General features: G+C 70.2%; 20 protein-coding genes and 2 pseudogenes. 7 read left to right on the top strand and 15 right to left on the bottom strand.

The genetic code is table 11. The annotated features are described in order from the left end of the window. Nucleotides 1–10: 10 nt before the first annotated feature. Together K1X59_RS02680 and K1X59_RS20655 are read left to right on the top strand one after the other, a co-directional pair. Nucleotides 11–643: pseudogene (locus tag K1X59_RS02680) on the top strand (LacI family DNA-binding transcriptional regulator); the annotation flags it as partial. Between the two features lie 17 nt (nt 644–660). Further along, a pseudogene (locus K1X59_RS20655) lies at nt 661–1,056 on the top strand (substrate-binding domain-containing protein); the annotation flags it as partial. A gap of 4 nt (nt 1,057–1,060) precedes the next feature. On the opposite strand, the gene K1X59_RS02670 reads toward K1X59_RS20655, so the two are convergent. The 8 genes from K1X59_RS02670 to K1X59_RS02635 all read right to left on the bottom strand — a co-directional run bounded on the left by K1X59_RS02670 (nt 1,061) and on the right by K1X59_RS02635 (nt 7,544). Further along, nucleotides 1,061–1,291 carry a hypothetical protein gene (locus tag K1X59_RS02670; protein WP_220173897.1) on the bottom strand — a complete coding sequence of 77 codons (231 nt, stop codon included), beginning with the start codon at nt 1,289–1,291 and terminating at the stop codon, nt 1,061–1,063. Next, on the bottom strand, nt 1,288–2,577 hold the full coding sequence (locus K1X59_RS02665) for a right-handed parallel beta-helix repeat-containing protein (RefSeq protein ID WP_220173896.1): 1,290 nt from the start codon (nt 2,575–2,577) through the stop codon (nt 1,288–1,290). The genes K1X59_RS02670 and K1X59_RS02665 overlap by 4 nt, the downstream gene beginning before the upstream one ends. Before the next feature lie 94 nt (nt 2,578–2,671). Next, nucleotides 2,672–3,820 (bottom strand): galactonate dehydratase, encoded by a 1,149-nt coding sequence (gene dgoD, locus K1X59_RS02660; RefSeq protein ID WP_220173895.1) that lies wholly within the window; start codon nt 3,818–3,820, stop codon nt 2,672–2,674. A gap of 3 nt (nt 3,821–3,823) precedes the next feature. Next, nucleotides 3,824–4,681, bottom strand: a complete 858-nt coding sequence (locus K1X59_RS02655) for an NAD(P)-dependent oxidoreductase (protein ID WP_183151760.1) — start codon at nt 4,679–4,681, stop codon at nt 3,824–3,826. A 113-nt stretch (nt 4,682–4,794) separates the two neighbouring features. Further along, complete coding sequence (locus tag K1X59_RS02650) at nt 4,795–5,130, bottom strand: hypothetical protein (protein WP_220173894.1); 336 nt, start codon at nt 5,128–5,130, stop codon at nt 4,795–4,797. 532 nt (nt 5,131–5,662) lie between these two features. Beyond that, nucleotides 5,663–5,932, bottom strand: a complete 270-nt coding sequence (locus tag K1X59_RS02645; RefSeq protein WP_220173893.1) for a hypothetical protein — start codon at nt 5,930–5,932, stop codon at nt 5,663–5,665. Nucleotides 5,933–6,465: 533 nt separating this feature from the next. Continuing rightward, nucleotides 6,466–6,876, bottom strand: coding sequence for an SGNH/GDSL hydrolase family protein (locus K1X59_RS02640; RefSeq protein ID WP_345941143.1), 411 nt, complete (start codon nt 6,874–6,876; stop codon nt 6,466–6,468). Then, entirely contained in the window at nt 6,852–7,544 is a 693-nt protein-coding gene (locus tag K1X59_RS02635) for an SGNH/GDSL hydrolase family protein (RefSeq protein ID WP_220173892.1), read from the bottom strand. The genes K1X59_RS02640 and K1X59_RS02635 overlap by 25 nt, the downstream gene beginning before the upstream one ends. A 180-nt stretch (nt 7,545–7,724) precedes the next feature. Here K1X59_RS02635 and K1X59_RS02630 point away from each other — a divergent pair, with 180 nt between their 5' ends. Further along, complete coding sequence (locus tag K1X59_RS02630) at nt 7,725–9,599, top strand: right-handed parallel beta-helix repeat-containing protein (RefSeq protein WP_220173891.1); 1,875 nt, start codon at nt 7,725–7,727, stop codon at nt 9,597–9,599. 76 nt (nt 9,600–9,675) lie between these two features. On the opposite strand, the gene K1X59_RS02625 is transcribed toward K1X59_RS02630, so the two are convergent. Beyond that, nucleotides 9,676–13,530 (bottom strand): HtaA domain-containing protein, encoded by a 3,855-nt coding sequence (locus tag K1X59_RS02625; protein ID WP_220173890.1) that lies wholly within the window; start codon nt 13,528–13,530, stop codon nt 9,676–9,678. A 161-nt stretch (nt 13,531–13,691) separates the two neighbouring features. Here K1X59_RS02625 and K1X59_RS20650 point away from each other — a divergent pair, with 161 nt between their 5' ends. From K1X59_RS20650 to K1X59_RS02610, 4 genes are read left to right on the top strand one after another with little or no spacing between them, the layout of a single operon-like run. Then, nucleotides 13,692–13,943 carry a hypothetical protein gene (locus tag K1X59_RS20650; protein WP_258567038.1) on the top strand — a complete coding sequence of 84 codons (252 nt, stop codon included), beginning with the start codon at nt 13,692–13,694 and terminating at the stop codon, nt 13,941–13,943. Then, nucleotides 13,940–14,797: a hemin ABC transporter substrate-binding protein gene (locus K1X59_RS02620; protein ID WP_258567037.1), complete on the top strand. Its 858-nt coding sequence runs from the start codon at nt 13,940–13,942 to the stop codon at nt 14,795–14,797. The genes K1X59_RS20650 and K1X59_RS02620 overlap by 4 nt, the downstream gene beginning before the upstream one ends. After that, the gene (locus K1X59_RS02615; protein WP_220173889.1) at nt 14,794–15,867 is read left to right on the top strand and encodes an iron ABC transporter permease; all 1,074 of its coding nucleotides are present in this window, start codon (nt 14,794–14,796) and stop codon (nt 15,865–15,867) included. The genes K1X59_RS02620 and K1X59_RS02615 overlap by 4 nt, the downstream gene beginning before the upstream one ends. Continuing rightward, a complete protein-coding gene (locus tag K1X59_RS02610; protein ID WP_396652563.1) occupies nt 15,806–16,636 on the top strand; it encodes a heme ABC transporter ATP-binding protein in 831 nt (276 codons plus the stop codon). Before K1X59_RS02615 ends, K1X59_RS02610 begins: the two co-directional genes overlap by 62 nt. Before the next feature lie 25 nt (nt 16,637–16,661). On the opposite strand, the gene K1X59_RS02605 is transcribed toward K1X59_RS02610, so the two are convergent. From K1X59_RS02605 to K1X59_RS02580, 6 genes are read right to left on the bottom strand one after another with little or no spacing between them, the layout of a single operon-like run. Then, nucleotides 16,662–17,558 (bottom strand): carbohydrate ABC transporter permease, encoded by an 897-nt coding sequence (locus tag K1X59_RS02605; protein ID WP_183151750.1) that lies wholly within the window; start codon nt 17,556–17,558, stop codon nt 16,662–16,664. A gap of 10 nt (nt 17,559–17,568) precedes the next feature. Then, nucleotides 17,569–18,519, bottom strand: coding sequence for a carbohydrate ABC transporter permease (locus tag K1X59_RS02600; protein ID WP_258567035.1), 951 nt, complete (start codon nt 18,517–18,519; stop codon nt 17,569–17,571). A gap of 2 nt (nt 18,520–18,521) precedes the next feature. Next, nucleotides 18,522–19,427 carry a phosphodiesterase gene (locus K1X59_RS02595; protein ID WP_183151749.1) on the bottom strand — a complete coding sequence of 302 codons (906 nt, stop codon included), beginning with the start codon at nt 19,425–19,427 and terminating at the stop codon, nt 18,522–18,524. Nucleotides 19,428–19,452: 25 nt separating this feature from the next. After that, nucleotides 19,453–20,205: a tyrosine-protein phosphatase gene (locus K1X59_RS02590; RefSeq protein WP_183151748.1), complete on the bottom strand. Its 753-nt coding sequence runs from the start codon at nt 20,203–20,205 to the stop codon at nt 19,453–19,455. Beyond that, a complete protein-coding gene (locus K1X59_RS02585; RefSeq protein WP_183151747.1) occupies nt 20,202–21,551 on the bottom strand; it encodes an extracellular solute-binding protein in 1,350 nt (449 codons plus the stop codon). Before K1X59_RS02585 ends, K1X59_RS02590 begins: the two co-directional genes overlap by 4 nt. A gap of 28 nt (nt 21,552–21,579) precedes the next feature. Further along, on the bottom strand, nt 21,580–22,725 hold the full coding sequence (locus tag K1X59_RS02580; RefSeq protein WP_183151746.1) for an ABC transporter ATP-binding protein: 1,146 nt from the start codon (nt 22,723–22,725) through the stop codon (nt 21,580–21,582). Nucleotides 22,726–22,727: the final 2 nt, after the last annotated feature.

Raw genomic sequence — 22,727 nt, 5'->3', positions numbered from 1 at the left:
GAAGGCCGACATGGGTAAGAAGGGCGTGACCCTCAAAGACGTGGCCGCCGTGGCCGGGGTGTCGACGTCGATCGTCTCCCGAGTGCTGAACGGCGGAGGCCGCGTCTCACCGTCGACGAGGGAGGCGATCCTCGAGGCGGCACAGCGGCTGGACTTCCGACCGAACGCGCTCGCCCAGTACTTCGCCCTCGGACGCAGCTTCACTGTCGGACTGCTGACCGAGAACTCCACCGGCATCTTCTCCATGCCCGTGATCGCCGGCATCGCCAGCGAGCTGAGCCGGCACGACGTGGCCGCCATGACATACGACGACGGGCGCGAGGGCGCGGCCAGAGCGGAGAACATCCGCAAGCTCCGCGCGCGCCACGTCGACGGCGTCATCGTCGTCGGCGACGGGAACGAGGTGCCGCTGCGATCGGTCACAGCCGATTTCGACGTCCCCGTCGTCTACGCGCACGGGATCACCGACACCGAGACCGACGAGGTCGTCGTCCCGGACGATCGGATGGCCGGACGCCTCGCCGCCGAGCACCTGCTCGCGCAGGGGCGCCGCCGGATCGGGTACATCACCGCGCACCGCGCCTCGGATGCGGTGGCGAACCGTATGGCCGGTGCCGACGCCGTGCTCTCCGAGGCGGGTGTCCCCGTGACCGACGCGCTGCGGGAGTTCGGCGACTGGTCCGGAGCGTGGGGTACCGAGCCGCAGAGCGGCTGCATCGCGCCGATCCGTCCATCGACGGCATCGTGTGCGGCAACGACCTCATCGCCCTCGGTGCCGCACGGTACTTCGTCGCGCAGGGGGTGCGCGTGCCCGAGGACGTGGCCCTCGTCGGGCACGACAACTGGGTGAAGTACTCCGACTCGGAGGCGCGCTACCTCACCACCGTCGACCCGCGCCTCGTCGACGTGGGCGTCGCGGCGAGCGACCTGCTGGTGCGCATGATCAACGAGCAGCCGACAGAGGAGAATGTGCGTCACGTGCCGTGCGAACTCGTCCTGGGGTACTCGTCCGGGGCACGCAATGCTCCGGACGGTCAGCAGCTCCCCTTCGTCTAGTCCCTCAGCGGATGTCGCCACTGATCCCGGTGACGCGCAGGTCGGCGCCGCGCGTCGCGAGCCACGACACCCCCGCCCGCTCCTGAACGCGCAGGTCGTCGATCACGACGTCGGACGCCCCTCCCACGAAGACGGCCGACCGCGCCGTCTGCTGGATGTCATTGTCGCGGAGCACGATGCGCTCGTGAGCCCGCGCCGCGGCGGGTCCGTCGTCACCCGAGAACAGCTCGATCATGACGGTGGCAGCGGAGTGCGGCCAGGCCTGCAGCGACGTGTCGCCGGGGTCCCGACGAAGCGGTTGCCGACGACCTCGACGTCGCGCGATCCAAGCGGGCCCTCCGACCAGCCGGGGTCGTTGGCGATCCAGAGTCCGCAGCCGGAGAGCCCTTCGAAGCGGCTGTCCGCGATGATGCCCGCGCTGGCCTTGAGGCGCACGCCGATGCCGCGGAAGTCGTGGAACCGGCAGGAGTCGATGCGGAAGCCGGGCAGGGCGTTGGAGCGGTTGTAGACGGCTGTGCCGGCCGTGACGGCATCTGGGAGCTCCTCGGCCACCTGCACCGCGCGCTGGGCGCCTTCGCCGACCGCTTCGACTTTCGTCTCGGCGAGCACGGCGCCGGAGTCCGCATCGACGAACTGCAGCACGTCGCCGGTCTCGATCGGGGCTGCGCCGTCCACCACGATCGTCCGGGAGTCGCGGGGCTCGACGACCCGCATCGCGTGGACGTAGAGGTTGATGCCGTCGTCGTGCATGCCCTCGAACCGGCAGCCGACGATCTGCGGGCCGCGCCGCCCGCCCTGACAGTGCACGGCGTCGGCGTTGGTGCTGATCCAGCGCGACGACCCCGGCCGCCGTGCGACCGTCAGGCGCTCGAGGAGCAGGGCGGACGACTCGTGCGCCAACACGGCGGCGCAGGGAGCGGCGTGCACGGTCACCTCGCGGAGGGTGACGCCGTCGCACTCGTCGATGCGGATGCCGTGCCGGTCGCCGCGGTGGCCGACGACGAAACCGTCCCCCTCCTCGATGTCGGTCATCCACGCCCGGTCGCTCGGCTCGACCGTGATGAGGAAGGAGCCGTCGGCGCCAGGACTGGTCTCGTAGGAGATCATGAACGTCTGTCGGACACCGGTCTTGAGCGCTCCGTCGCGGGCGTCACGCAGCGTGCCGTAGCCGGAGCCGGTGAACAGCACGCGGTCGGTGAAGTCGGGGTAACCGTGCTCGGGCATGAAGCGGAAGGAGCCGGCGTGGTAGTCCACGGCGCGGATCGAGCCCTGCGTGAAGGACGGCTCCGCGTAGTCGACCGTGAATCCCCGCAACGTGACCGCGCGGGAGCGTCGCACGTCGAAGCCGCCGCGATGCGGGTCGAGGAACAGCAGCTCGGACCCGCGTCCGTCGATGCTCACGCGTTCGGCGTCGGCGATGACCAGGGTCGCGTCCTCCGCGGTGGGATCGGCGGGGGCGATGCGGTGCACCCCGGCGCGAGCACGACGCGGGCCGACCGTTCCGCGCCTGCCGCGGTCCACGCGATCGCCTCGTCGATCGCGGACCGCAGCGCGGCACCGCCGTCGTCCGATACCGGTACCGTCAGCTCCCGCGCCGCCTGCTCCTCGATGCTGCTCACCATTCGACGTAGCTCCCGTCCCGCGGATCACTCCACCACAGTCCGACGGACGGTGCGACCTCCGTCGCTCGCGCCCGCACCAGCTCCTCGTCGATCTCGAGCCCGAGTCCCGGTCCTGTCGGCACGCGGAGATAACCGTCCACCGGCATCCAGTCGCCGCGGTTGAAGACGTAGGCGTGCTCGTCGTCGTCGAGGAGCCCGGCGAAGTCGATCATCGACTCCTGCACGGCGGTGTTGGGCAGTGCGGCGTCCACCTGCACGCAGGCGGCGAAGGCGACGAGCCCGAGCGGGCAGTGCGGTGCGAGCTGCACGTCGTGCACCTCCGCCGTCGCACCGATGCGCAGCACCTCGGAGATGCCGCCGGCGTGCGAGACGTCGGGTTGCGCGATGGCGATGCCGGCGCGGAACACGGGCTCGAACTCCGCGCGCGAGTACAGGCGCTCCCCGGTGGCGATGGGGGTCGAAGTGCTGCGAACGAGGTCGCCGATCAGGGCGGAGTGCTCCGGACGGAGAGGCTCTTCGACGAAGGCGAGTCCGAGATGCTCCGTCCTATCGAGGAATCGTCGCGACTGCGGCACCGAGAACCGGCCGTGCAGGTCGACGGCGATGTCCACGGCGTCGCCGACCGCCGCGCGTAGTTCCTCGAGCTCGGCGACGAGGCGCCGCATGGTCTGCTCGCTGTCGATGAAGCGCACCGGTTCCGTCGGCGCCACCTTCACCATCGTGTATCCGTCATCGGCGAGTGCGCGGGCGGCGACGGGGTCGCCGATGCGCCCGTCCACGTTCGCATGCCGATAGAGCCGTACGTGCGTGCGCACAGCGCCGCCGACGAGCTCGTGCACGGGGACGCCGAACCGCTTGCCGGCCAGATCCCACAGGGCCTGGTCGATGCCGGAGACGGCCGACGCCATAACGGGACCGCCGCGATAGAAGCCGCCGCGGGACAGCACCTGCCAGTGCGCGGTGATGCGGCGCGGGTCCTCCCCGACGAGGTAGTCCGCCATCTGGCGCACGACCGCGGCGACCGGTCCGACCCAGGTCTCGAGGGTCGCCTCGCCCCAGCCGACGAGGTCTGAATCGGTGCCGATGCGCACCAACAGACGCCGATCGCCGAGCACGAAGGTCTCGACCGACGTGATCCGCACCGCTCAGCCCGCCGTCTCGGAGACGGGAACCGGATCGATCTCGTGCGCCGCCACGAAGCCCAGCAGGTGCTCGGCGCGTTCGGTGCTCACCGGCACCGTGCGCCCGGGGAAGCGGCGTTCCCGCGGAACGCCGGGTGCGAACCGGTCGAGCAGCTCCTCGGTGTCGAAGGGAACGAGCGTCCGAGGCGCGGCCAACTGCACGACGAGAGCGCCGTCGACGTCGGCCTCCAGGCTGCGCGAGACGGCGACGGCGGCATCCCGCACGTCGAGGTAGGACCAGCCGAGCTTGACGCCCTGAACCGGATCGCGCGTCCACTCCTCCCCGACGACGCGCAGGGCGTCCGCCTCGTCCGTCCAGGGGAAGCGCAGCGCCACGATCGACATGCCCCAGTGGCTGGCGACCATGCGCGCGGTCAGCTCGTCGGAGTACTTCGACAGCGAGTACCACTCGTCGTGCACGGTCGGGAGCGATTCGTCGATCGGGTAGTAGGCGGGCAGCACATCGTGGTGGTTGCCCGGCACCCCCGATGCCTGGATGCTGCTGGCGATCACCGCGCGGCGGATGCCCTGCTGCGCGGCCTGCACGAGGACCGTGAACGTCGACACCACGTTGGTGGTGTACACCTCACGCGGTGTGCCGTGATCCCAGTGCGGAACGGCGGCGAGGTGAACGACCGCATCCACGCCCTCGAGAGCCGCGGCGACGTCTGCCTCGCTCGTGGCGTCGCCCACGCGCAGCTCCGCATCGGCGGCGGTCAGGGTGCGGAAACGCGGAGCCAGCGCGACCACGCGCCAGCCCTCCTCGCGCAACCGCGCCACGGTGGCGCGGCCGATCCGTCCGTCCGCGCCCGTGACCAGCACGCTCCGGGGGTGTTCGTCATCTTCGACCTCTGTCCTCCGGTATGGTTCACCGGTTGCTCATCACCGTAGCAAACAAAACGCGAGCGCTCCAAGGATCATGAGCAAACGATGACTCAGCGGCGTGTCGGCAGCAGCGGCGCGAGGGAGACGGACCACTCCGCGCGCTCGCGCGCGGCCAGACGCAGCACCTGTCCATTCCGCTCGGCGCGTTCCAGGGAGTCGTACCAACCGGTCGCCGGTTCGAAGGCGACGACGTCCTCCGTCGCATAACCGGCCCGGTCGATCCAGATCCCCAGGGTCCGGATCGCCGCCCCCTCCCACGACACGTGCAGACCACCGCCGTCCGGTCGCTCGAGCCGCGCCCAGCGCGGGCGCTCGGCCGGATCCGTGTAGTACTTGGCCGACTCCCCGTTCCCCGATCCGCGTGGAGTGAGACGTCTGCGTCGCACTGCTCCCGCTCCGCGCCCTCCGCGGACACGGCCCATAACGGCGTCGTCGCATCGACCACGAGGCGATCCTGCGGACCGATGCGCAGCAGCGGGTGCGCAGCCCACAGCACCGCCGCACCGTCGGGCCCGGCCGTGACCCGGTACGTCAGAGTGACCACACCCCCGTCCGAGACCGCCACCGCGCGCTCGAACACGACGTCCACCGATGGCACGTCGACCACAAGGCGATCGGGCGCAGCCTCCCGCCACGGCCGATTCCACACGTCGCCGTGATCAGCGGCCACCCCTCCGCGCGACGTCGTCGACGCGTCGATCGTCGGCACGCACTCGTCCCACCCGCACATCTCCGCACTGTCGAAGGGGGTGTCGGGGTCCTCCGGCGGCCGTCCGTCCCCCTGCGTCAACCACTCCCGACCGGAGTCGTCACGGATCGACGCGATCTTGCCGCCGCGCTCCGGGACGACGACGACCTCGGCACCGCCGGCCGCATACCGCAGCGCGCGCAGCCCTCGCCAGGCGATCTCCTCGCGTCTCACGACCCGCTCGACCGCGGCCACCGGTCCAGCGCGACCAGCCGCGCACGGATCGCGTCCGCCACCACCGCATCGCCCTCGGGACTCAGATGCACATCGTCCGACCGCAGTCGTGCAACGGGAACGCCGTCCGCGGACGGCGCAGCCGCGAGGAGGGTGGCCTGCACGTCGACGAAGCGTTCGCGGTGGCGACGGGCGAGCTCCGCGTTCAGTGCCGTGATCACCTCGCTCGCCGGGGATCCGGTCGGCTCGTCGGCGGCAGCCGTCACGCCGAGCACCAGGACGCACGAGGCGGACGCGGCACCGGCGACGATCGCATCGATGTCCTCCGCGACCTCCGGCCCAGGGTTGTTGCGACCGCACCACGACCGCGACGGCGCCGGGCGGGATCGGCAGCGGATCGGCGCGGAAGCGTCGGCGGACGCCTGGCGCGGGGTCGGCGGGGGAGTCCGGCCGGAAGGTCCACCCGTCCGCCGCTGCGGCGCTCACCGGGTGCACGAGCAGGCCGGCCCGTCCGTCGAGCGCGCCCCGCATCCGGATGTCGTCCATGTCCGCCTGGACGTGCTCGCGCACCGGCCCGGGCAGCGGATCGGGCCGGACCGAGATCGTCCCACTCGCCGAGGTCTCCCCTCGACGAGGTCCATCGCCCTGGCGCCCACACGCAACGCGACCTCGGTGGAGGTCTGGCCCGACCGCCCGGCGTTGTGCAGCGACCATCCCGCCTGTGCGCACAGTGCCTCCGGCCACGTGCCGTTCTCCGTCAGCGAGTCGCCGATCGCGACGAGAATCGTCCCGTCCGCGCTCATGCGTCCGCCCGGGCCTCGAGCATGCCCTCCAGCGCGCGGGCGACTACCCCGCCCGTCAACCGGTGACCACGGTCGTCCGGGTGGTTGATGCCGTTGGCGAGCAGCGTCCAATACGGCAGACCCTCGTCGCGCAGCCGCTCCCAGCGCGCCGACACATCGATCAGCGGGAGACCGGCGCGCTGGGCGTGGTCGCGGAGGAAGTGGACGTACGGCCGTCCGTCGTCCCGCTCCGCCGAACCGTTCATGGCGGCGCGCATCGCGAAGGTGGGCGTGAGGAGCACGACCTCGCTGCCCAGCGACGTCAGCCGCGACACCAACTCGTCGTAGGCGGGCGCCCAGTCCGCGGGATCGAGGTAGGCGTCGTTGAAGAACTCCACCACCGTCACGTGCGGGGCCGCCGCTTCCACCCTCCTCCAATCGCAGGTCGGGTCGTCGGCGCCGAGCCACTGCACCGAGCGCGATCCCCGGTCGCCGCCACGTGCACCTCGATGCCAGGGTGACGTGTGCGCAGGAGGCGTGCGGCGACCGCGCGGAACGCGTCCTCGTCGGTAGAGGCGTCCCCGCCCTCGGTGATCGAGTCGCCGAGGAACAGCACGCGCAGGTGTTCGCCGCTGGCGAGGCGTCGCGCGGCCTCCGGAAGCCGCCCGCGGAAGACCGCGTCGTCGGTGGTCGCGTCACCCCTCCGCGGGTAGATCGCCGGCTCCTCCGCGCGGTCGTCGACCAGGACGTGCGCCTCGACCACCTCACCGGCAGCTGCCAGCGGCGGGTGCGGGTTCGTCAGGTGCGAGACGCCGCGTCGCAGGTGCCGCTCGCCCGTGACGGCATCGACCACGACGCTGTCCAGGCGCAGCAGTGTGTAGCGGTAGTCGAGGGTCACCCGCAGTGGCGACGCCTCACCCTCCAGCAGGCAGAGTGTGCCGTAGACGGCGTCGACCACGTAATCCGTCCCCTCGCGCAACAGCGCGCCGCCGCGACGCACGACCAGCGAGGCCGTGTCGAGCGCATACGGCGCCGGCGTGCCGACCTGCCCCGGAACGGCACCAGGATTCCGCGCGGGACGTATCGCCCCGACCACACGTCGGCGGATAAGGGAGGCAGCTCGGCGGGCTCGCCCACGACGAACCTCACCTCGGCCGGATCGGGTGCAGGGAGGGCGGAAGGCAGTGTGGTCATGGGATCCTTTCCACGTTCAGTCTCGCATATTCGAATTATTGGTGCTACGTTCCGGTTATTTGAATTTGCAAGGAGGCAATTCATGTCCGATCCGCACCCCACGATCACGCGTCGCACCCTGCTCGTCGGCACCGCCGTCGGAGCCGGAGGCGCCGCCCTCGCCGCACCGGCCACGGCAGCCGTGGCAGGATCAGCCGGAGCCGTCGGTCCCGTCGCCGCCGGCGGCGCACCGTTCCGCAAGGACTTCCCCGTGTCAAGCCGCGGCGCCGTTCCCGGCCAGCCGGACAGCGGTCCGGCGATCCGGCAGACGATCGCCGATGCCGCGGCATGGACGGCCGCTGCAGCCAAGAACACCGCGCGCGTGCTGTTCGCTCCAGGGACCTATCGGGTCGGTGACGACGGCACGCCGTCCTGGTACGCCATCGAGCTCACCGAGACCGCGCGCATCGCCCTCGTCGGGGACCGCACCGAGATCCTTCTGCTCGACCCGCACAAGGGCGGCATCGCGATCACTCGTTCCACGAGGGTCTCCGTCAGCGGCATCACCCTCGACTACGAGACGCCGCCGTTCACACAGGGTGTCATCCGTGCGGTCGACCCCGACACGGCCACCTTCCAGCTCGAGCTCCTCCCCGGCTTCCCCTCGCTCGCCGATCGCGCCCTGTTCGGCGGCGCGGGCTACGGCACGCTCCACGATGCGGCGACCGGGCTGTTCAAACGCGGCGTGCAGTCCACCTTCGCCGTCTCGTACCCCGCCGCGCCGGATGCGGACGGCCGGTGGACGTTCACGGTAGACCCGGCCCACCGTGGCCGCCTCGCCGACATCGCGGTCGGAGACGGCTTCGCCACCGGTTACCGCGGCGACCGCAACGGCATCGCCCTGCACCAGTCGGTCGACACGACCCTCGAGGACCTCGTGATCCACGCGGCGCCCGGTGCCGCCGTGATCTCGAACAACTCCGAAGCGACCGTACTGCGCCGCTCGACGGTGGACGTGCGTGCCGGGTCCGACCGGTGGATCAGCACGAACGCGGACGGATACCACCACCACGGCGGACGCCGCGGTCCTACCGTGACGGGCAACCGCTTCGCCCGGCTTCACGACGACGGCATGAACGTGTACTCGCAGCTGCGCGCACTCGATGCGCTGAGCGCAGGGGGCACCGCACTGCACCTGGCCGGGGGCTCAGCGGAGGTCGCCGTCGGCGATACGCTGCAGATCGTGCGGTCGTCGGACGGCACCGTACGCGGCACCGCGACCGTCACGGCCGTGCAGGGCGACCCGCGTGCGGCGACGCCGCTGGTGGTCACCGTGGCGAGCGTCGTGCCCGGCGCCGCCGTCGGCGATCACGTCTTCAACCGCTCCTACTCCGCATCCGGCTTCACCATCACCGACAACACGATCGAGGAGACGCGCGGCCTCGGCGTGCGCATGAAGGCCAGCAACGGCGTGATCTCGGGCAACCGGCTCAGCGACCTGACGAACTGGGGCATCTGGATCGCGAATGACACGGCCTACGGAGAAGGTCCGATCGGTTCGGAGAACCTCGTCGTGACGGGGAACGTGATCCGCCGGATCTGCCTCGACCAGACCCTCGTCCCATGGCCTTCTTCGTCGGCCGCCATCATGCTCCAGCACTTCACCGCCTCGTACACGCCGGGAGTCTCGCGAGTGCACCGCAACATCGCCATCAGCGACAACACCATCGAAGACGCACCGCGGTTCGGTGTGTACCTCGGTGCCGCCACCAACGCGACGGCAGCGAAGACCGCGATCACCGTCACCGCCGCCAACCCGCGCTCGGATCAGCCGAGCGCCCACTTCGGACTCGAAAACCTCAAGAACGGCCTCGTCATACGCGCCACGATCGCGGATCACCAGTCGCCGCCTCGCGCTGCCGTATGGCGCGGACCGAACCTGCAGAACACGACCGTCCTGCACGTGCCCGGCGCCTGACCCCCGCGACGCCCGGAACGAAGGACCGCCCTCCCCCTGTTCGCGAGGGAGAGGGCGGTTCGGTCATTCGCGGGACTCAGACCTCGGTCGTCGTCTCGGCCGTCTCGGCGCTGCGGTTGCGGCGGGCGATCAGGATCCCTCCGGTCGCCGCCAGCGCCACGACCACGAGGCCACCCACGATCCACGGCCACACCGGCGCCTCCTCGGTCGCGGCAGGCTCGGTCGCCGTGGTCACCGCCGCCGTGGCGTCGGAATCGGCTTCCGGCTCCTCCTCCACCGCGACACCGCACTCGGTGTCCACCGGGATCACAGCCGTGACCGGGTCGAGCGACTCTCCCGCGGCGTAGGTGCCGAACGCGGCTGCCCCCGCCTCGGTCAACGTCGAAGGGATCGCGTCGAGCGACAGCACCCCGTCGACGACCGCGGCGTCCCCGAGGGCGAACTCCGCGAGACGGACGCCCTTCTGGTCGACGCTCTCGCCACCCTGCGTGGTGCCGGTCACGTCGAAGACGAGGTACCCCGTGTCTCCGGCGAGCTCGAGCCGTGCGTTCGCGAGCGTCGTGTTCAGTGCGCCGTCATGGCCTGTGAATGTGATGCTGCCGCCATAGGTGACTGCGCCGGTCATGGTCTCGTCGTCGAACGCCCCGGTGCCGCTCGCCCACACGTAGTCGGGGTACTGGTACTCGACATCGGTCAGCGTCCAGCCGCCCTTCGCGATGCCCTCGATGTACGTGCGGAACGACTCCTTGTACCCCCACTTGAGGGTGGCGCCCTCGACCGTGCACGCCCCGATCACGCTCTTCGCACGAGCGAGTGTGAACGCCAGCCCCCGGTCGACCGAGCCCTGCAGGGTGAGCGTGTGCGCGCCGTCCTCGAGGCTGGCGGGCAGGGTGCCCGACCAGGTGGCGACGCCTGCGGCATCCGCGCTCACGGTGTCGAGGAGCACGGGCGTCGAGTAGACGACCACCTTGATGCCCTCTTCGTTCGGCTGGAATCCGGACGCCGTGATGGTCGCCGGCTTCCCCGACTCGAGAGCTGCGAGGTTCTCCTCGTCGACGAGGATCCCGTCCGACGTCGGCGGCGTGGCGGGCAGGGTCGTCTTCGCCTTCACGGCGGCCGCAGCCACGGTGCCCGTCGTCCCGGAGGGTGCAGCCGCGACGGAGCCGATCGTGAACGTGACCGGGTTGAGGTCGGTCGAGTACCCGGAGAGGATCCGATCCCGTCCGGCAGCCGTCAGCGCCGCGGGGGCCGCCGTGTAGGTCACGGCGCCGCCTGCCGCGATGCGCGCCGCCCGCGAGAGGTCGAGCGTCGCGAAGGCCACCTGCGTGCCGCCGCTCGTCACATACAGCGTCGCCGCGGTGGACGAGGTGATGCGGACCTGCGGGTTCGACACGGTGACGTCGAGCACTCCGTGGTGCCCGGTGAAGCGCACCGATCCGCGGTAGTTGACGCTGCCAAGTCCGCTCTTCCGATCGAAGTCGCCGCCCACGGTCTGGCCGAACTGGAACTGCCCACCCGAGCGCGTCGCGCCGTCCGAGACCGCGATGGACCCCTGGGCGATGCCGCCCGTGACGTAGCTGGTGAAATCCGAGGAGATCGCCCAGCGGAGAGAACCGCCCGGAACGCTCGCCGGCGGGGTCGTCGGCTTTGTGGGCGTCGTGGGCTTCTCCGGCTCCTTCACGTCGAGCAGAGCATCCCACTGCGCCGGCGTGATCGTCACGGTCGAGCGCGCGTAGATCGTGTCGGCGGTGGGCATGGTGTGCTGCTTCCACACGATCACCTCGTAAGACGTCGTGCGGTCGAGGTTCTTCGCCGCGGTCGTGAGGTCGACCGCGAGGGTGCCGAACGTGATGCCGGTGGCGTACTTCATGTCGAGGAAGCCGCCTCCCGCGGTCACGTCCGCCTCGGTGCCGGCCTCGATCAGCGCGACGTACGCGCCCGTGATCGCGCCGAGGTCGGTCGCCGCCGCGGTCACGGTCAGACCGTCCTTCGCCGTGGCCGTCTTCACGGTCGTGGTGAGCGCAGCGCCGACGCCGTAATTCAGGGTGACGCTCTGCTCCTGGTCCGCGTTGGTCACGCCACCGGCGCCGTACGTGTACACACCGTAGGAGCCGGGCGTGGCCGCGGTGTCCTTCAGTGTCAGAGTCGCCTCGAACGTGCCGTCCTCGGCGATGTCGACCCACTGCGCACGGATCGCGCCCTGATACTGCGCGGGCACCTGATCCAGCACGCCCTCCGCGAGCGCCCATGCCTGTGCACCGACCGAACGAGCCGACGATGCCGCCCCTGCCGAGGGCTGCCACACCGACGCGAAGTTGCCGAACACCACATACGTGCCCTGCGGAAGGTCCTTCGGGATCGGCACCCCGCGACCTCCGACATTCGCCGCCGGGTCATATCCCGACCCCTTCACGACGACATTGTCGCCCGCTCTGAGGGCCGTCGTCCCCGCAGGAGTCACACCGTCGGCCAGGAACACCTCGATCGCCGGCGAGAACGACGGGGGCGTCAGCGCCGCCCAGTCGGCGTCGCTGATCGCGACGGCCCCGCGGGCATGGATGGTGTCGGCGTTCGGCATCGTGTGCTGCTTCCACACGATCACCTCGTACGACTTCGTGCGGTCGAGCTTGTCGGCCGCGGCGGTGAGGTCGACCGTGAACGCGCCATCCTCGATCCCGCGCACGTACTGCATCGCGAGGAATCCGCCGCCGGCGGTGACCTCCGCCTCGGTTCCGGCCTCGATGAGTGCGGCGTAGACGCCGGTCGCCGAGCCGAAGTTCGCACCCGTCACGGTCGCAGTGATGCCCGCGGGGGCGGCCGAAAGCGCCGAGGCGACAGTGATCTTCGGTGCGGCCGTGTAATCGAGGGCGACGCTCTTCTCCTGGGCGGCGTTGGATACTCCGCCTGCCCCGTAGGTGTAGACGCCGTAGGAACCGGGGGTCGCCGCCGTGTCCTTCACCGTCAGGGTCGCCCGGAAGGTGCCGTCAGCGGCGATGTCGACCCACTGCGCGCGGATCGCACCCTGGTACTGCGCGGGCACCTGGTCCAACACTCCCTCGGACAGTGCCCAGACCTGCGCTCCGACCGACCGGGTCGACGAGGCCGCACCGGCGGACGGCTGCCACGTCGAGGCGAAGTTGCCGAACACCACGTACGTACCCTGGGGCAGATCCTTCGGGATCGGGACGCCACGGCCTCCGACGTTGGCCGCGGGGTCATAGCCGGAGCCCTTCACGACGATCTCGTCGCCGGCGACGAGCGCCTTGCCCTTCGCGGGGGTCGTGCCGTCGGCCAGGAAGACCTCGATCGCCGGGGAGTACGGCGTCTCGCCGGGGTCTGTTCCCGGGTCGGTACCGGGATCCGTACCCGGGTCCGTTCCGGGATCCGTACCCGGGTCGGTGCCGGGGTCCGTACCCGGGTCCGTTCCGGGATCCGTACCCGGGTCGGTGCCGGGGTCCGTGGGCACGGGTCCGAACACGGCGTCCCACTGCGCAGCCGAGACGGCGACGTCCCCACGGCCGTAGATCGTGGTCTCGGTCGGGTTGGAGTGCTTCTGCCACACGAGCACCTCGTACGACTTCGTGCGATCCAGCGACCCGGCCGGAGCGTCGAGCGTGAACGTGCTCGCTCCGCCGGCGACCGTCGGCATCACGAATGCGGCGTATCCCCCGCTCCCGCTGAGACCGCTCTCGGTCCCCTTCACGATCAGCGCCGCATATGCGCCCTCGACCTCGGGAAGACCGTCGGCCTGCACCTGCACACTGATGCCGGAGGAGCCGGCCGACGCGATCGCAGCCGTGACGGAAGCGGCGGCAGCGTGTGCGGGCGGCACGATCACCGCACCGGCGGCGACCAGAAGGAACGAGACGAAGGCAGCGAGCAGCACGCGTATGCGGGTGCTCCCTGAGGATGCTGTGGCTGTGGCGTTCACGATTCTCCACGGCTCCGGGCACGCAGAAGAGACGCGTGCCGACGGTGCCGCACTGCGGTCGGGCGACAAGGGAATGTTGGTTAGGCTTGGCTAAGCAAGCCGCCATCCTGAGCGTAGGGGGGTGGATCGGCGCGAGTCAAGTTTTAGGATAGCCTTGCCTAATGCGCCGCGTTCTTGCCGTCTTCCTCGCTGCCGCTGTCGCCGTCGGACTCACCGCGTGCGCGGGGCCGGGACCGACCGCCGCGCCTCTCGCCGTCGCGGAGGACACCTGCCCGCAGGCGACCACGCCCCTCGCCTCGCTCGATCTGATCGACGACATCCGGGGACACGAGGCCCCTCGACCGCGTGCCTCCCAAGCCCCGCGATCGTCGCGGTCGACGATGACACCCCTCCCGCCCTGCCCGTCTCGGTGACCGACAGCGAGGGCCGCGACATCGAGATCACCGCCGTCGACCGCATCCTCCCCATCGACATCTCCGGCACGATCGCGTCGACCGTGTTCGCCCTCGGCCTCGGTGACCGGGTCGTCGGCCGCGACTCCTCGACGAGCTTCCCCGGCACCGAGGACCTTCCCGTCGTCACCAAGACCGGGCACACGCTCAACGCCGAGGCGATCCTCGAGCTGGCGCCCAGCGTGATCCTGACCGACACCACGATCGGCCCCAAAGAGGTGCGCCAGCAGCTCCGCGACGCCGGCATCGCGGTCGTCGTGATCTCCAGCGACCGCCGCCTCGACACCACGGACGAGCTGGTGACCGAGATCGCGGCCGCCCTCGGCGTGCCCAGCCGCGGAGAAGCACTCATCGCACGGCTCGACACCGCGGTCGAGGAGACCCTCGCCGAGATCGCCGAGGTCGTGCCCGCAGACACCGACGACCGTGCACGGATGCTCCTCCTCTACGTGCGCGGCAGCGCCAACGTGTACTACATCTTCGGAGAGGACTCCGGGGCGGACTCCCTGATCGACGCGGTCGGCGGGGTCGACGTCGCCGCCGAGATCGGCTGGGAGGGCATGAAGCCGATGACCGCGGAAGCACTGGTCGCCGCGCAGCCGGACGTGCTCGTGATGATGACCGATGGGCTCGAATCCGTCGGCGGCATCGAGGGCCTCATCGAGCGGATCCCCGCGGTCGCCCAGACGCCGGCCGGCGCGAACCGTCGCGTGATCGACATGGCCGACAGCGAGATCCTCAGCTTCGGGCCGCGCACCGCCGACGTGATCGGCGCCCTGGCCCGCGCCCTCTACGCCCCCGAGCCCGCGACGTGACCGGGGAGGTCATCACTCCGACGCCGACGAAACACCGCGGCGCACGGTTCGCCGTCGTGACGGGCGGCCTGGTCGTCGCGCTCGTGCTCACGTGCGTCGTCTCGATCACCAGCGGGCAGTACGACCTGTCGCCCACCTCGCTGATCGGCGTGCTGCTGCGCGGCATCGGGATCGACACGGCGGGGGCCCCGGCGGCATCCACCGATTACGGCGTGATCTTCAGCCTGCGGATGCCGCGGATCGTGCTCGGACTCCTCGTCGGCGCCGCTCTCGCCGTCTCGGGCGTGCTCATGCAGGCGATCTTCGGCAACCCGCTCGCGGATGCGGGCGTCGTCGGGGTCTCTTCCGGCGCGGCCCTCGGCGCGGCGGCGAGCATCACGTTCGGACTCGCGACCTTCGGCATGTGGACCACACCGGCCTTCGCGTTCCTCGGTGGGCTGGTGGCGGTGTTCTCGGTGTACTTCATCAGCCGCTCGGGCGGCCGCACCGAGGTCGTGACCCTGCTGCTCACCGGCATCGCGATCAATGCGATCGCCGGCGCAGGCATGGCGTTCTTCACGTTCCTCGGCACCACGTCGACCCGCGAGCAGATCGTGTTCTGGCAGCTCGGATCGCTCAACGGCGCCCTGTGGTCGAACATCCAGCTGGTCGCGCCTCTCGTCCTGATCGGTGTCGTGGTCGCCCTGATCGTCGCCCCCGGCCTCGACCTCTTCGCACTCGGCGAGCGCACCGCCCGTCATCTCGGGCTCAACGTCGAGCTGTTGCGGATGGTGGTCATCGTGACGGTCGCGCTGCTGGTGTGCGCGGCGGTCGCGTTCGCCGGGATCATCGGCTTCGCGGGTCTCGTGGTGCCGCACCTGATGCGCATGATGATCGGGCCGGCGCATCTGCCGCTCGTGATCTCCTCCGCGCTCGGCGGTGCACTGCTCATCGCCGTGGCCGACCTCGTCGCCCGCACGGCCGTGCCGCTGGCCGATCTGCCGATCGGGATGATCACCTCGCTCGTCGGTGGCCCGTTCTTCCTCTGGCTGCTGGTGCGCACCCGCCGCCGCTCGGGAGGATGGGCGTGACCGTCCGGCTCCGGGGACGGGGCTCACCGTGCGGGTCGGGGAAGGGCGGACGATCCTCGACGACGCGTCGATCGAGATCCATGCGGGAGAGGTCCACGCGCTGGTGGGTCCGAACGGCGCAGGCAAGTCGACCCTGTTCGGGGTGCTCGCCGGCGACGTCAATTCGCACGCCGGGACGGTCGTCCTCGACGAGCGGCCGATCGACAGCATCCGGCCCCGTCTGCTCGCCCGCGAGCGCGCTGTGCTCCTGCAGGAGAACACCGTCACGTTCCCGTTCACGGCCGAGCAGGTCGTGCGCATGGGGCGCACGCCCTGGGCACGCACTCCGGCCGCGGACTACGACGACGTGCGGGTGGCGTCCGCGATGGCGCAGACCGAGGTCACGCCGCTCGAGGCTCGCGCCGTCCCCTCCCTGTCCGGCGGAGAGCGCGCCCGTGTCACCCTTGCCCGCGTGATCGCCCAGAGCACCGGCATCCTGCTGCTGGACGAACCCACAGCGGCACTCGACCTCAAGCACCACGAAGACGTCATGCGGCTGATCCGCGGGCGGGCGGACGCCGGGGTCGCAGTGGCCATCGTGCTGCACGACCTCAACGCCGCGCTCGCCCACGCCGACCGGGTCACGCTGCTCGCCGACGGCCGCGTGGCTGCCACGGGCACCGCAGCCGAGGTGCTCACGGCCGCGCGGATCGAGCAGGTCTACGGCCAGGCGGTCGACGTGTTCCCCCACCCGGCAACCGGAGTACCGCTGGTGGTCGCCCGCCGCTGACGACGGGCGACCGACGGGGGACCTCCTACTTCAGGCCCGAGCGCACGAACGCGTCGACCACGTACCGCTGCAGGAAGATGTAGATCAGCAGCACCGGGATGCAGGCGAGTCCCGCCGCGGCCATCGTCGCACCCCAGTTGTCGCCCTCGGCCGTCAGGAAGCTGCGCACGCCCACCTGGATCAGGGCGTCGCCCTGCCGCATGATGAGCGATGGCCAGAGGTACTCGTTCCAGGCCGAGATGAACGCCATGATGCCGAGCGCCGCGAGCGCCGGCTTCATGTTGGGGATGACGACCGCCCACAGCGTCGCCCAGCTCGAACGACCGTCCAACTGCGACGCCTCGAGCAGTTCCCGGGGGAAGGCCCGCATGTGCTGCACCATCAGGAGCACGGCGAAGGCGCCGGCCAGCTGCGGCACCACGACACCGCCGATCGTGCCGAGGAGCCCGAGCTGCGAGACCAGCACGTAGTTCGGGATCATCGTCACCTGGAAGGGCACGAGCCACGAGCCGATGAAGAGGAACATCAGCACCTTCTTGCCCGCGAAGTCCCACACGGCGAAGCCGTAGGCCGCGAGCACCGCGATGAGCAGCTGCGCGACCGCGAGCACGAGCGACATCCCGAACGTGTTCAGCAGCATCCCGCCGATCGGGATCGTGTCCCACACGTAGGCGAAGTTCTCGAAGCTCAACGGCCACGGCAGGAGCGTCTGGTCGAGCGCGTTCTCCGGGGCACGCAGCGCGGTCGCGAACATCCAGTACACCGGGAAGATGCTGAAGAGCGCGAGCAGCACCAGGATGACGTGGCCGACGATCACGCCGCCGCGGCGACGGGACCCGACGGCGAGATCCTCGGTCGTGGACTGCACACGATTGGCGCCGCCCGCGAGGGATGCCGGTGGTGCGACGGTGACGAATGCCATGTCAGACCTCTCAGTTGTCGTAGAAGCTCAGGCGATCCTGCAGCTCGAGGAAGAGCAGCGCGATCAGGCCGAAGCCGAGGAAGAAGATCACTCCGGCTGCCGACGAGATGCCGGCGTCGAAGTTCTGGAACCCGAACTGGTACAGCAGGTAGTAGATGTTGGTCGTCGAGTTCGACGGCCCGCCCTGCGTGAGCAGATCGATGATGGGGTAGGTCCACTGCGCGGCCAGCAGGATCGTCATGAGCGCCAGGAAGACGATCGTCGGGCTCAGCAGCGGCATCGTGATCTTGCGGGTGATCCGCGCGAACCCGGCGCCGTCGAGCGATGCGGCCTGGGCGTAGTCGGGGCTGATCCCCGCGAAGCCCGCCGCCACCACGAGAACGCCGAAGCCGAGCATCTGCCAGCCCACGATCACGATGACCGCCCAGATGGCGATCGACGGATCACGGAACACGTTCGGCATGTCGATGCCGAGGTGCGCGAGGACCGTGGGGATGGCCCCCTGCTCGGCGAACAGCCAGCGCCACACCGCGCTGGTCGCGACCGGCGTGATGAGGAACGGCACGAAGATCAGCGCCTGGTAGATCGTGCGCGCCCTGCCCTGCACCTGCCGCGACACCAGCGCGATGACGATCGGCAGCACCAGCGAGAACACCAGGAACGCGGCGATGTAGACGACCGTGTTGACGATCGCGGTCTGCAACTCCGGGAGCTGGACGACCTCGGCGTAGTTGTCGATCCCGACGAAGGTCTTCGGGCTCGTCGGCAGCAGGTTCCAGTCGTAGAACGACAGCGAGAACGTCTGCACCAGAGGGCTGTAGGTCCACATCACCAGGAAGAACACGCCCGGCAGGATGTACAGGTACGGCACGAGGGCCCCTGGGCGGATGCGGCGCCGCGTGCGCGGGGCCGCATCCACCTCCGCTGTCGGGGTCTCGGGAACGCTGACGGCGACGAACACGGTCAGCTCTGCATCGACGCGGATGCCGCTTCGAGACGCTCTTCGGCGCTCATCTTCATGAACCCCTCGAGCATCTCCGTCGTCATCTCGTACACGGTCGGGTACTGCCCGATCGGGACGGTGGAGTGCAGCACCCGGTCGCCGTAGACGTGCACGAGGTTGTACGACTGCGCGCCGTCCTGTCCGCGCGCCGCCGGGTACACCACGTTGAGGTCCTGCGTGTAGCAGGTGGCCGATGCCACCGACACCGGGACGCCGGCGAAGGTGCTGTGGGTCGAGTAGTGCAGGTGGCCGCCCAGCACGCCGCGCACATCCGTTCCGCGGATCACCTCGGCGAGACGCTCCTGGTTCTTGAGCTCGACGAGGGCGATGAGTCCGAGCGGGCTCGGCACCGGCGGGTGGTGCAGCGCGATCAGCGTCCCATCCGGCGCCGGCACGGCGAGGACATCGGACAGCCACGCCAGCTGCTCCTCGGTGATCTCCCCGTGGTGGTGTCCCGGGACGGTGGAGTCCAGCGCGATGATGCGCAGGCCGTTGATGTCGAACACCCGGTCGACCGGCTCGCTCTCGTCTGCGGTCTCGTCGAGGAGACCCTGCCGGAACGCGACACGCTCGTCGTGGTTGCCCATCACCCAGATCACCTGCGCGCCCAGGCGCTCGGCGGCGGGCTCGACCAACTCACGCAGCCGGCGATAGGCGTCGGGGCGACCCGTGTCGGCGAGGTCGCCCGTGAACACGATCGCCTCGGGGCGGGTGTTCGACTTGGCGAAGCCGTCGAACAGCTCCGCCAGGTTCTTGTCGGAGTCGATGCGGTCGTGCAGCAGGTCGCCGTCGCCGACGAAGTGCGTGTCGGAGACGTGCAGGATGAAGTGCTCGGGGGCGGGGAACTGCCCGTCGAAGTCGTTCATGTGTGGTCCTTTCAGGGGTTTCGTCTCAATGGACCAGGACCGCGGCGAGGCGGTCGAGATCCGGGGCGGACAGGCCGTTCGCCCCGAGGTAGCTGCGTACGGAGCCGTGTTCCTTCTCGATGCGGGCGAGCAGCACGTCGAGCACCTCGGCCGGACTCGCCGTGACGAGTTCGACGATCTCCGGCGTGAGCTCGCCGCCGCTCGCGCGGAATCCCGCGAGCATCCGCTCCGCCCATTCGCCACGCAGGTTGTCGGCGGTCTGGGCATAGTCGGCCACGACCTCGTCGCGATCGACGCCGGCCGCGCTGAGCGCGAAGGCGATCACGAGCCCGGTCCGATCCTTCCCGGCGGTGCAGTGCACGAGCACGGCCTCGTCGTCGTCGGCCGCGGCGATCACCCGCACCGCATCCGCCAGCTGGGCGCCGCGCCGGTCGACCATGTGGTCGTAGATCGGCGCGAGGCCCAGGCGCATGTCGGCCTGGGAGGCAGGCGCGGCATCGTCGAACACCGGCAGGTGATGGACCTGCACCGCGACCCCGTCCAGAGCGCTGGGCGCGGTGCGCAGCTCGTCGGCACCGCGCAGGTCGATCACGTGCGCGATCCCCAGCTCGGCGATCAGCGACCTCCCGGACGCGTCCAGCAGGTGCAGCGCGTCGGAGCGGAAGAGCTTGCCCCACCGGGAGGTGCCTCCCGCGGCGCGGTACCCGCCGGTGTCGCGCAGGTTGTAGACGCCGGGTGTCGAGTGGCGACGGACGGGGGTTCCTTCGGCGATGCTCATTCGATCAGTCCCTGGGCGCGCTTCGCGGCGTCCTGCATCGAGGTGTCGACGTCGGCGCCGTAGAAGATCGACTCCTCGATCGCCGTGGCGAGCACGGTGTCGACCTGTGCGTAGCTGTCGCCCGGGTAGGAGACCCAGGGCTCGAGAGCGTCGAGCTGCTCGAGGTTGGGCTTGACGAGGGGGTTCGCCTCGACCCACTCGTAGAGCGGGCCGCCCTCTTCGGTCATGGTGTTGCGCAGCGGCAGGTAGCCGATCTCGGTGGAGATGATCTCGTAGGCGTGCTCACTCGTCATCCACTGGATGAGCTCCCACGCGGCCGCCTGCTTCTTCGGGTCGGTCGAGAACATCGCCAGGAACGATCCGGAGTTGGTCGGCACGACGGCGGAGTCGCCGAACGCGGGCAGCGTGCGGGCGTCGAGCGTCCAGCCGCCGGATGCGGCGCCGCCCATGAACGCGGCCTGCAGCGCAGACGTGTTCACGTGGATCGCGGTCTTGCCCTGGGCGAAGGCCTCGTACATCGACACCGAGTCCTGGTTGGCGAGGACCCCGGCGTCGAACATGTCACGGAAGGTCTGCACGGTGTCGACCGCGGCATCGGAGCCGAACTCGATCGTCGAGCGGTCGTCGCTGAGCACCTGGGCGCCGTCCGACAGGAACAGGCCCTGCATGCACCAGCTGCCGCCCGTGACGGTGCAGGTGACGCTGACGGATGGCTGACCGGTCGCCGCGGTGATCTTCTCGCCCGCGGCCTGGACGGCATCCCACGTCGACAGATCCGCCGTCTCGGGGTCGAGTCCGGCCTGCGCGAAGAGGTCCTCGTTGATCCAGAGCACCGGGGTCGAGAACACGTACGGGATCCCGTAGGTCGCGCCGTCCCAGTCCGCCAGCGCGCGTGCCCGCTCGTGGTACGGGTGGTCTCCGCCGAATTCCTCGTCGAGTCCCTCCTCGCCGACGACGGCGCTGAGGTTCTGCGCGCCGAGCGTGGTCGCGGCGAAGTCCAGTTCGTTGAACGTGAGCTGGGCCACGTCGGGCGCTCCGCCGGCGAGGACCTGCTGCTGCACGCTGCCCGCGGTGGATGCCGAGCTCGAGGGCTGCGCCTCGACCGTGATGTTCGGGTGCTCGGCCATGAATTCGTCGATCAGGTTCGTGATCGTGTCCGACCAGATGCCGGCGTTGGACAGGTTGTACGACTCGAAGGTGATGGTCACCTCGTCGTCGGCGGACAGGGTCGCCATGCTCCCTGCGGCGTTCTCCGTGGAGGCGGCCGACGTGGCACAGCCGGCGAGGGCGGCGACCGTGAGGGCGGCGAAGCCCGCGAAGGCGGCGCGGCGGATGCGAGTGTTCATCATTTCTCTCTCTGGGGTGCGTGGAGGGTCAGGGGACGAGGATGCGTTCGGCGGAGGGAGTGCTGTCGGCGCTGTCGACCGCGTCGGGCACCCACTCCAGGCGGCGACCGGTGGAGCGGTCGAACAGGTGGACGTGCTCGGAGGCGACGTGCAGTGTCAGCTCGTCGCCACCCGCGACCCGCACGTCGCGGGAGGTGCGCATGTGGACGCGGCCGGCGCCGGTGAGGCAGGTGAGGATCTGCTCGCCGCCGAGGTTCTCGACGATGTCGACCGTGACGGCGACGCTCACGCCCGGTGCCGCCGCGCTCGCCGCGTCGACGATCTGCAGATGCTCTGGACGGAATCCCAGGACGACGTCGAGCGGGGTGCTGTCGCCCGCCCACAGGTCGCCGGCCACACCCTCGGCGCTCACCGTGATGCGTCCGGCGTCGGCCGTCACGCGTGCGTCGAGCAGGTTCATGGCCGGGCTGCCGAGGAAGCCAGCGACGAAGACCGACTCCGGACGGTCGTACACCTGCTCGGGCGTGCCGTACTGCTCGACGCGTCCGGCGTTCAGCACGGCGATCTTCGTCGCCATCGTCATCGCCTCGACCTGGTCGTGGGTGACGTAGACGAAGGTCGCGCCCAGGCGACGATGCAGGGCCGTGAGCTCCTGCCGGGTCTGGGTGCGCAGCTTCGCGTCCAGGTTCGACAGCGGCTCGTCCATGAGGAACGCCTTCGGGTTGCGCACGAGCGCGCGCCCCACCGCGACGCGCTGCCGCTGGCCGCCGGAGAGCTCTTTCGGCTTGCGGTCGAGGTACTGATCGATCTCGAGCGACACGGCGACCTCGCGCACCCGGCGCTCGACCTCGTCCTTGGCGAGCTTCTGCACCCGCAGCGGGAACGCCAGGTTCTTGCGGACACTGAGGTGGGGGTAGAGGGCGTAGCTCTGGAAGACCATCGCGAGGTCGCGCTTCTTCGACGCGAGCTCGGTGATGTCGTCGCCGTCGAGCAGGATCCGCCCCGCGGTCGGTTCGAGGAGTCCGGCGATCATGCGCAGGAGCGTGGTCTTGCCGCATCCGGACGGGCCGAGGAGGACGAGGAAGTCGCCGTCGTCGACGGTGAGCGTGATGTCGCGGACCGCTGCGGTGCTCTTGAAGCTGCGGCCGATCCCGCGGAGCTGGATGGTGCCCATGG

This window comes from Microbacterium sp. Se5.02b, from assembly GCF_019464375.1.
GTDB lineage: Bacteria > Actinomycetota > Actinomycetes > Actinomycetales > Microbacteriaceae > Microbacterium.
Note: the sequence above shows the minus strand (reverse complement) of the source record. Positions and strands in the feature narration are given on the sequence as shown.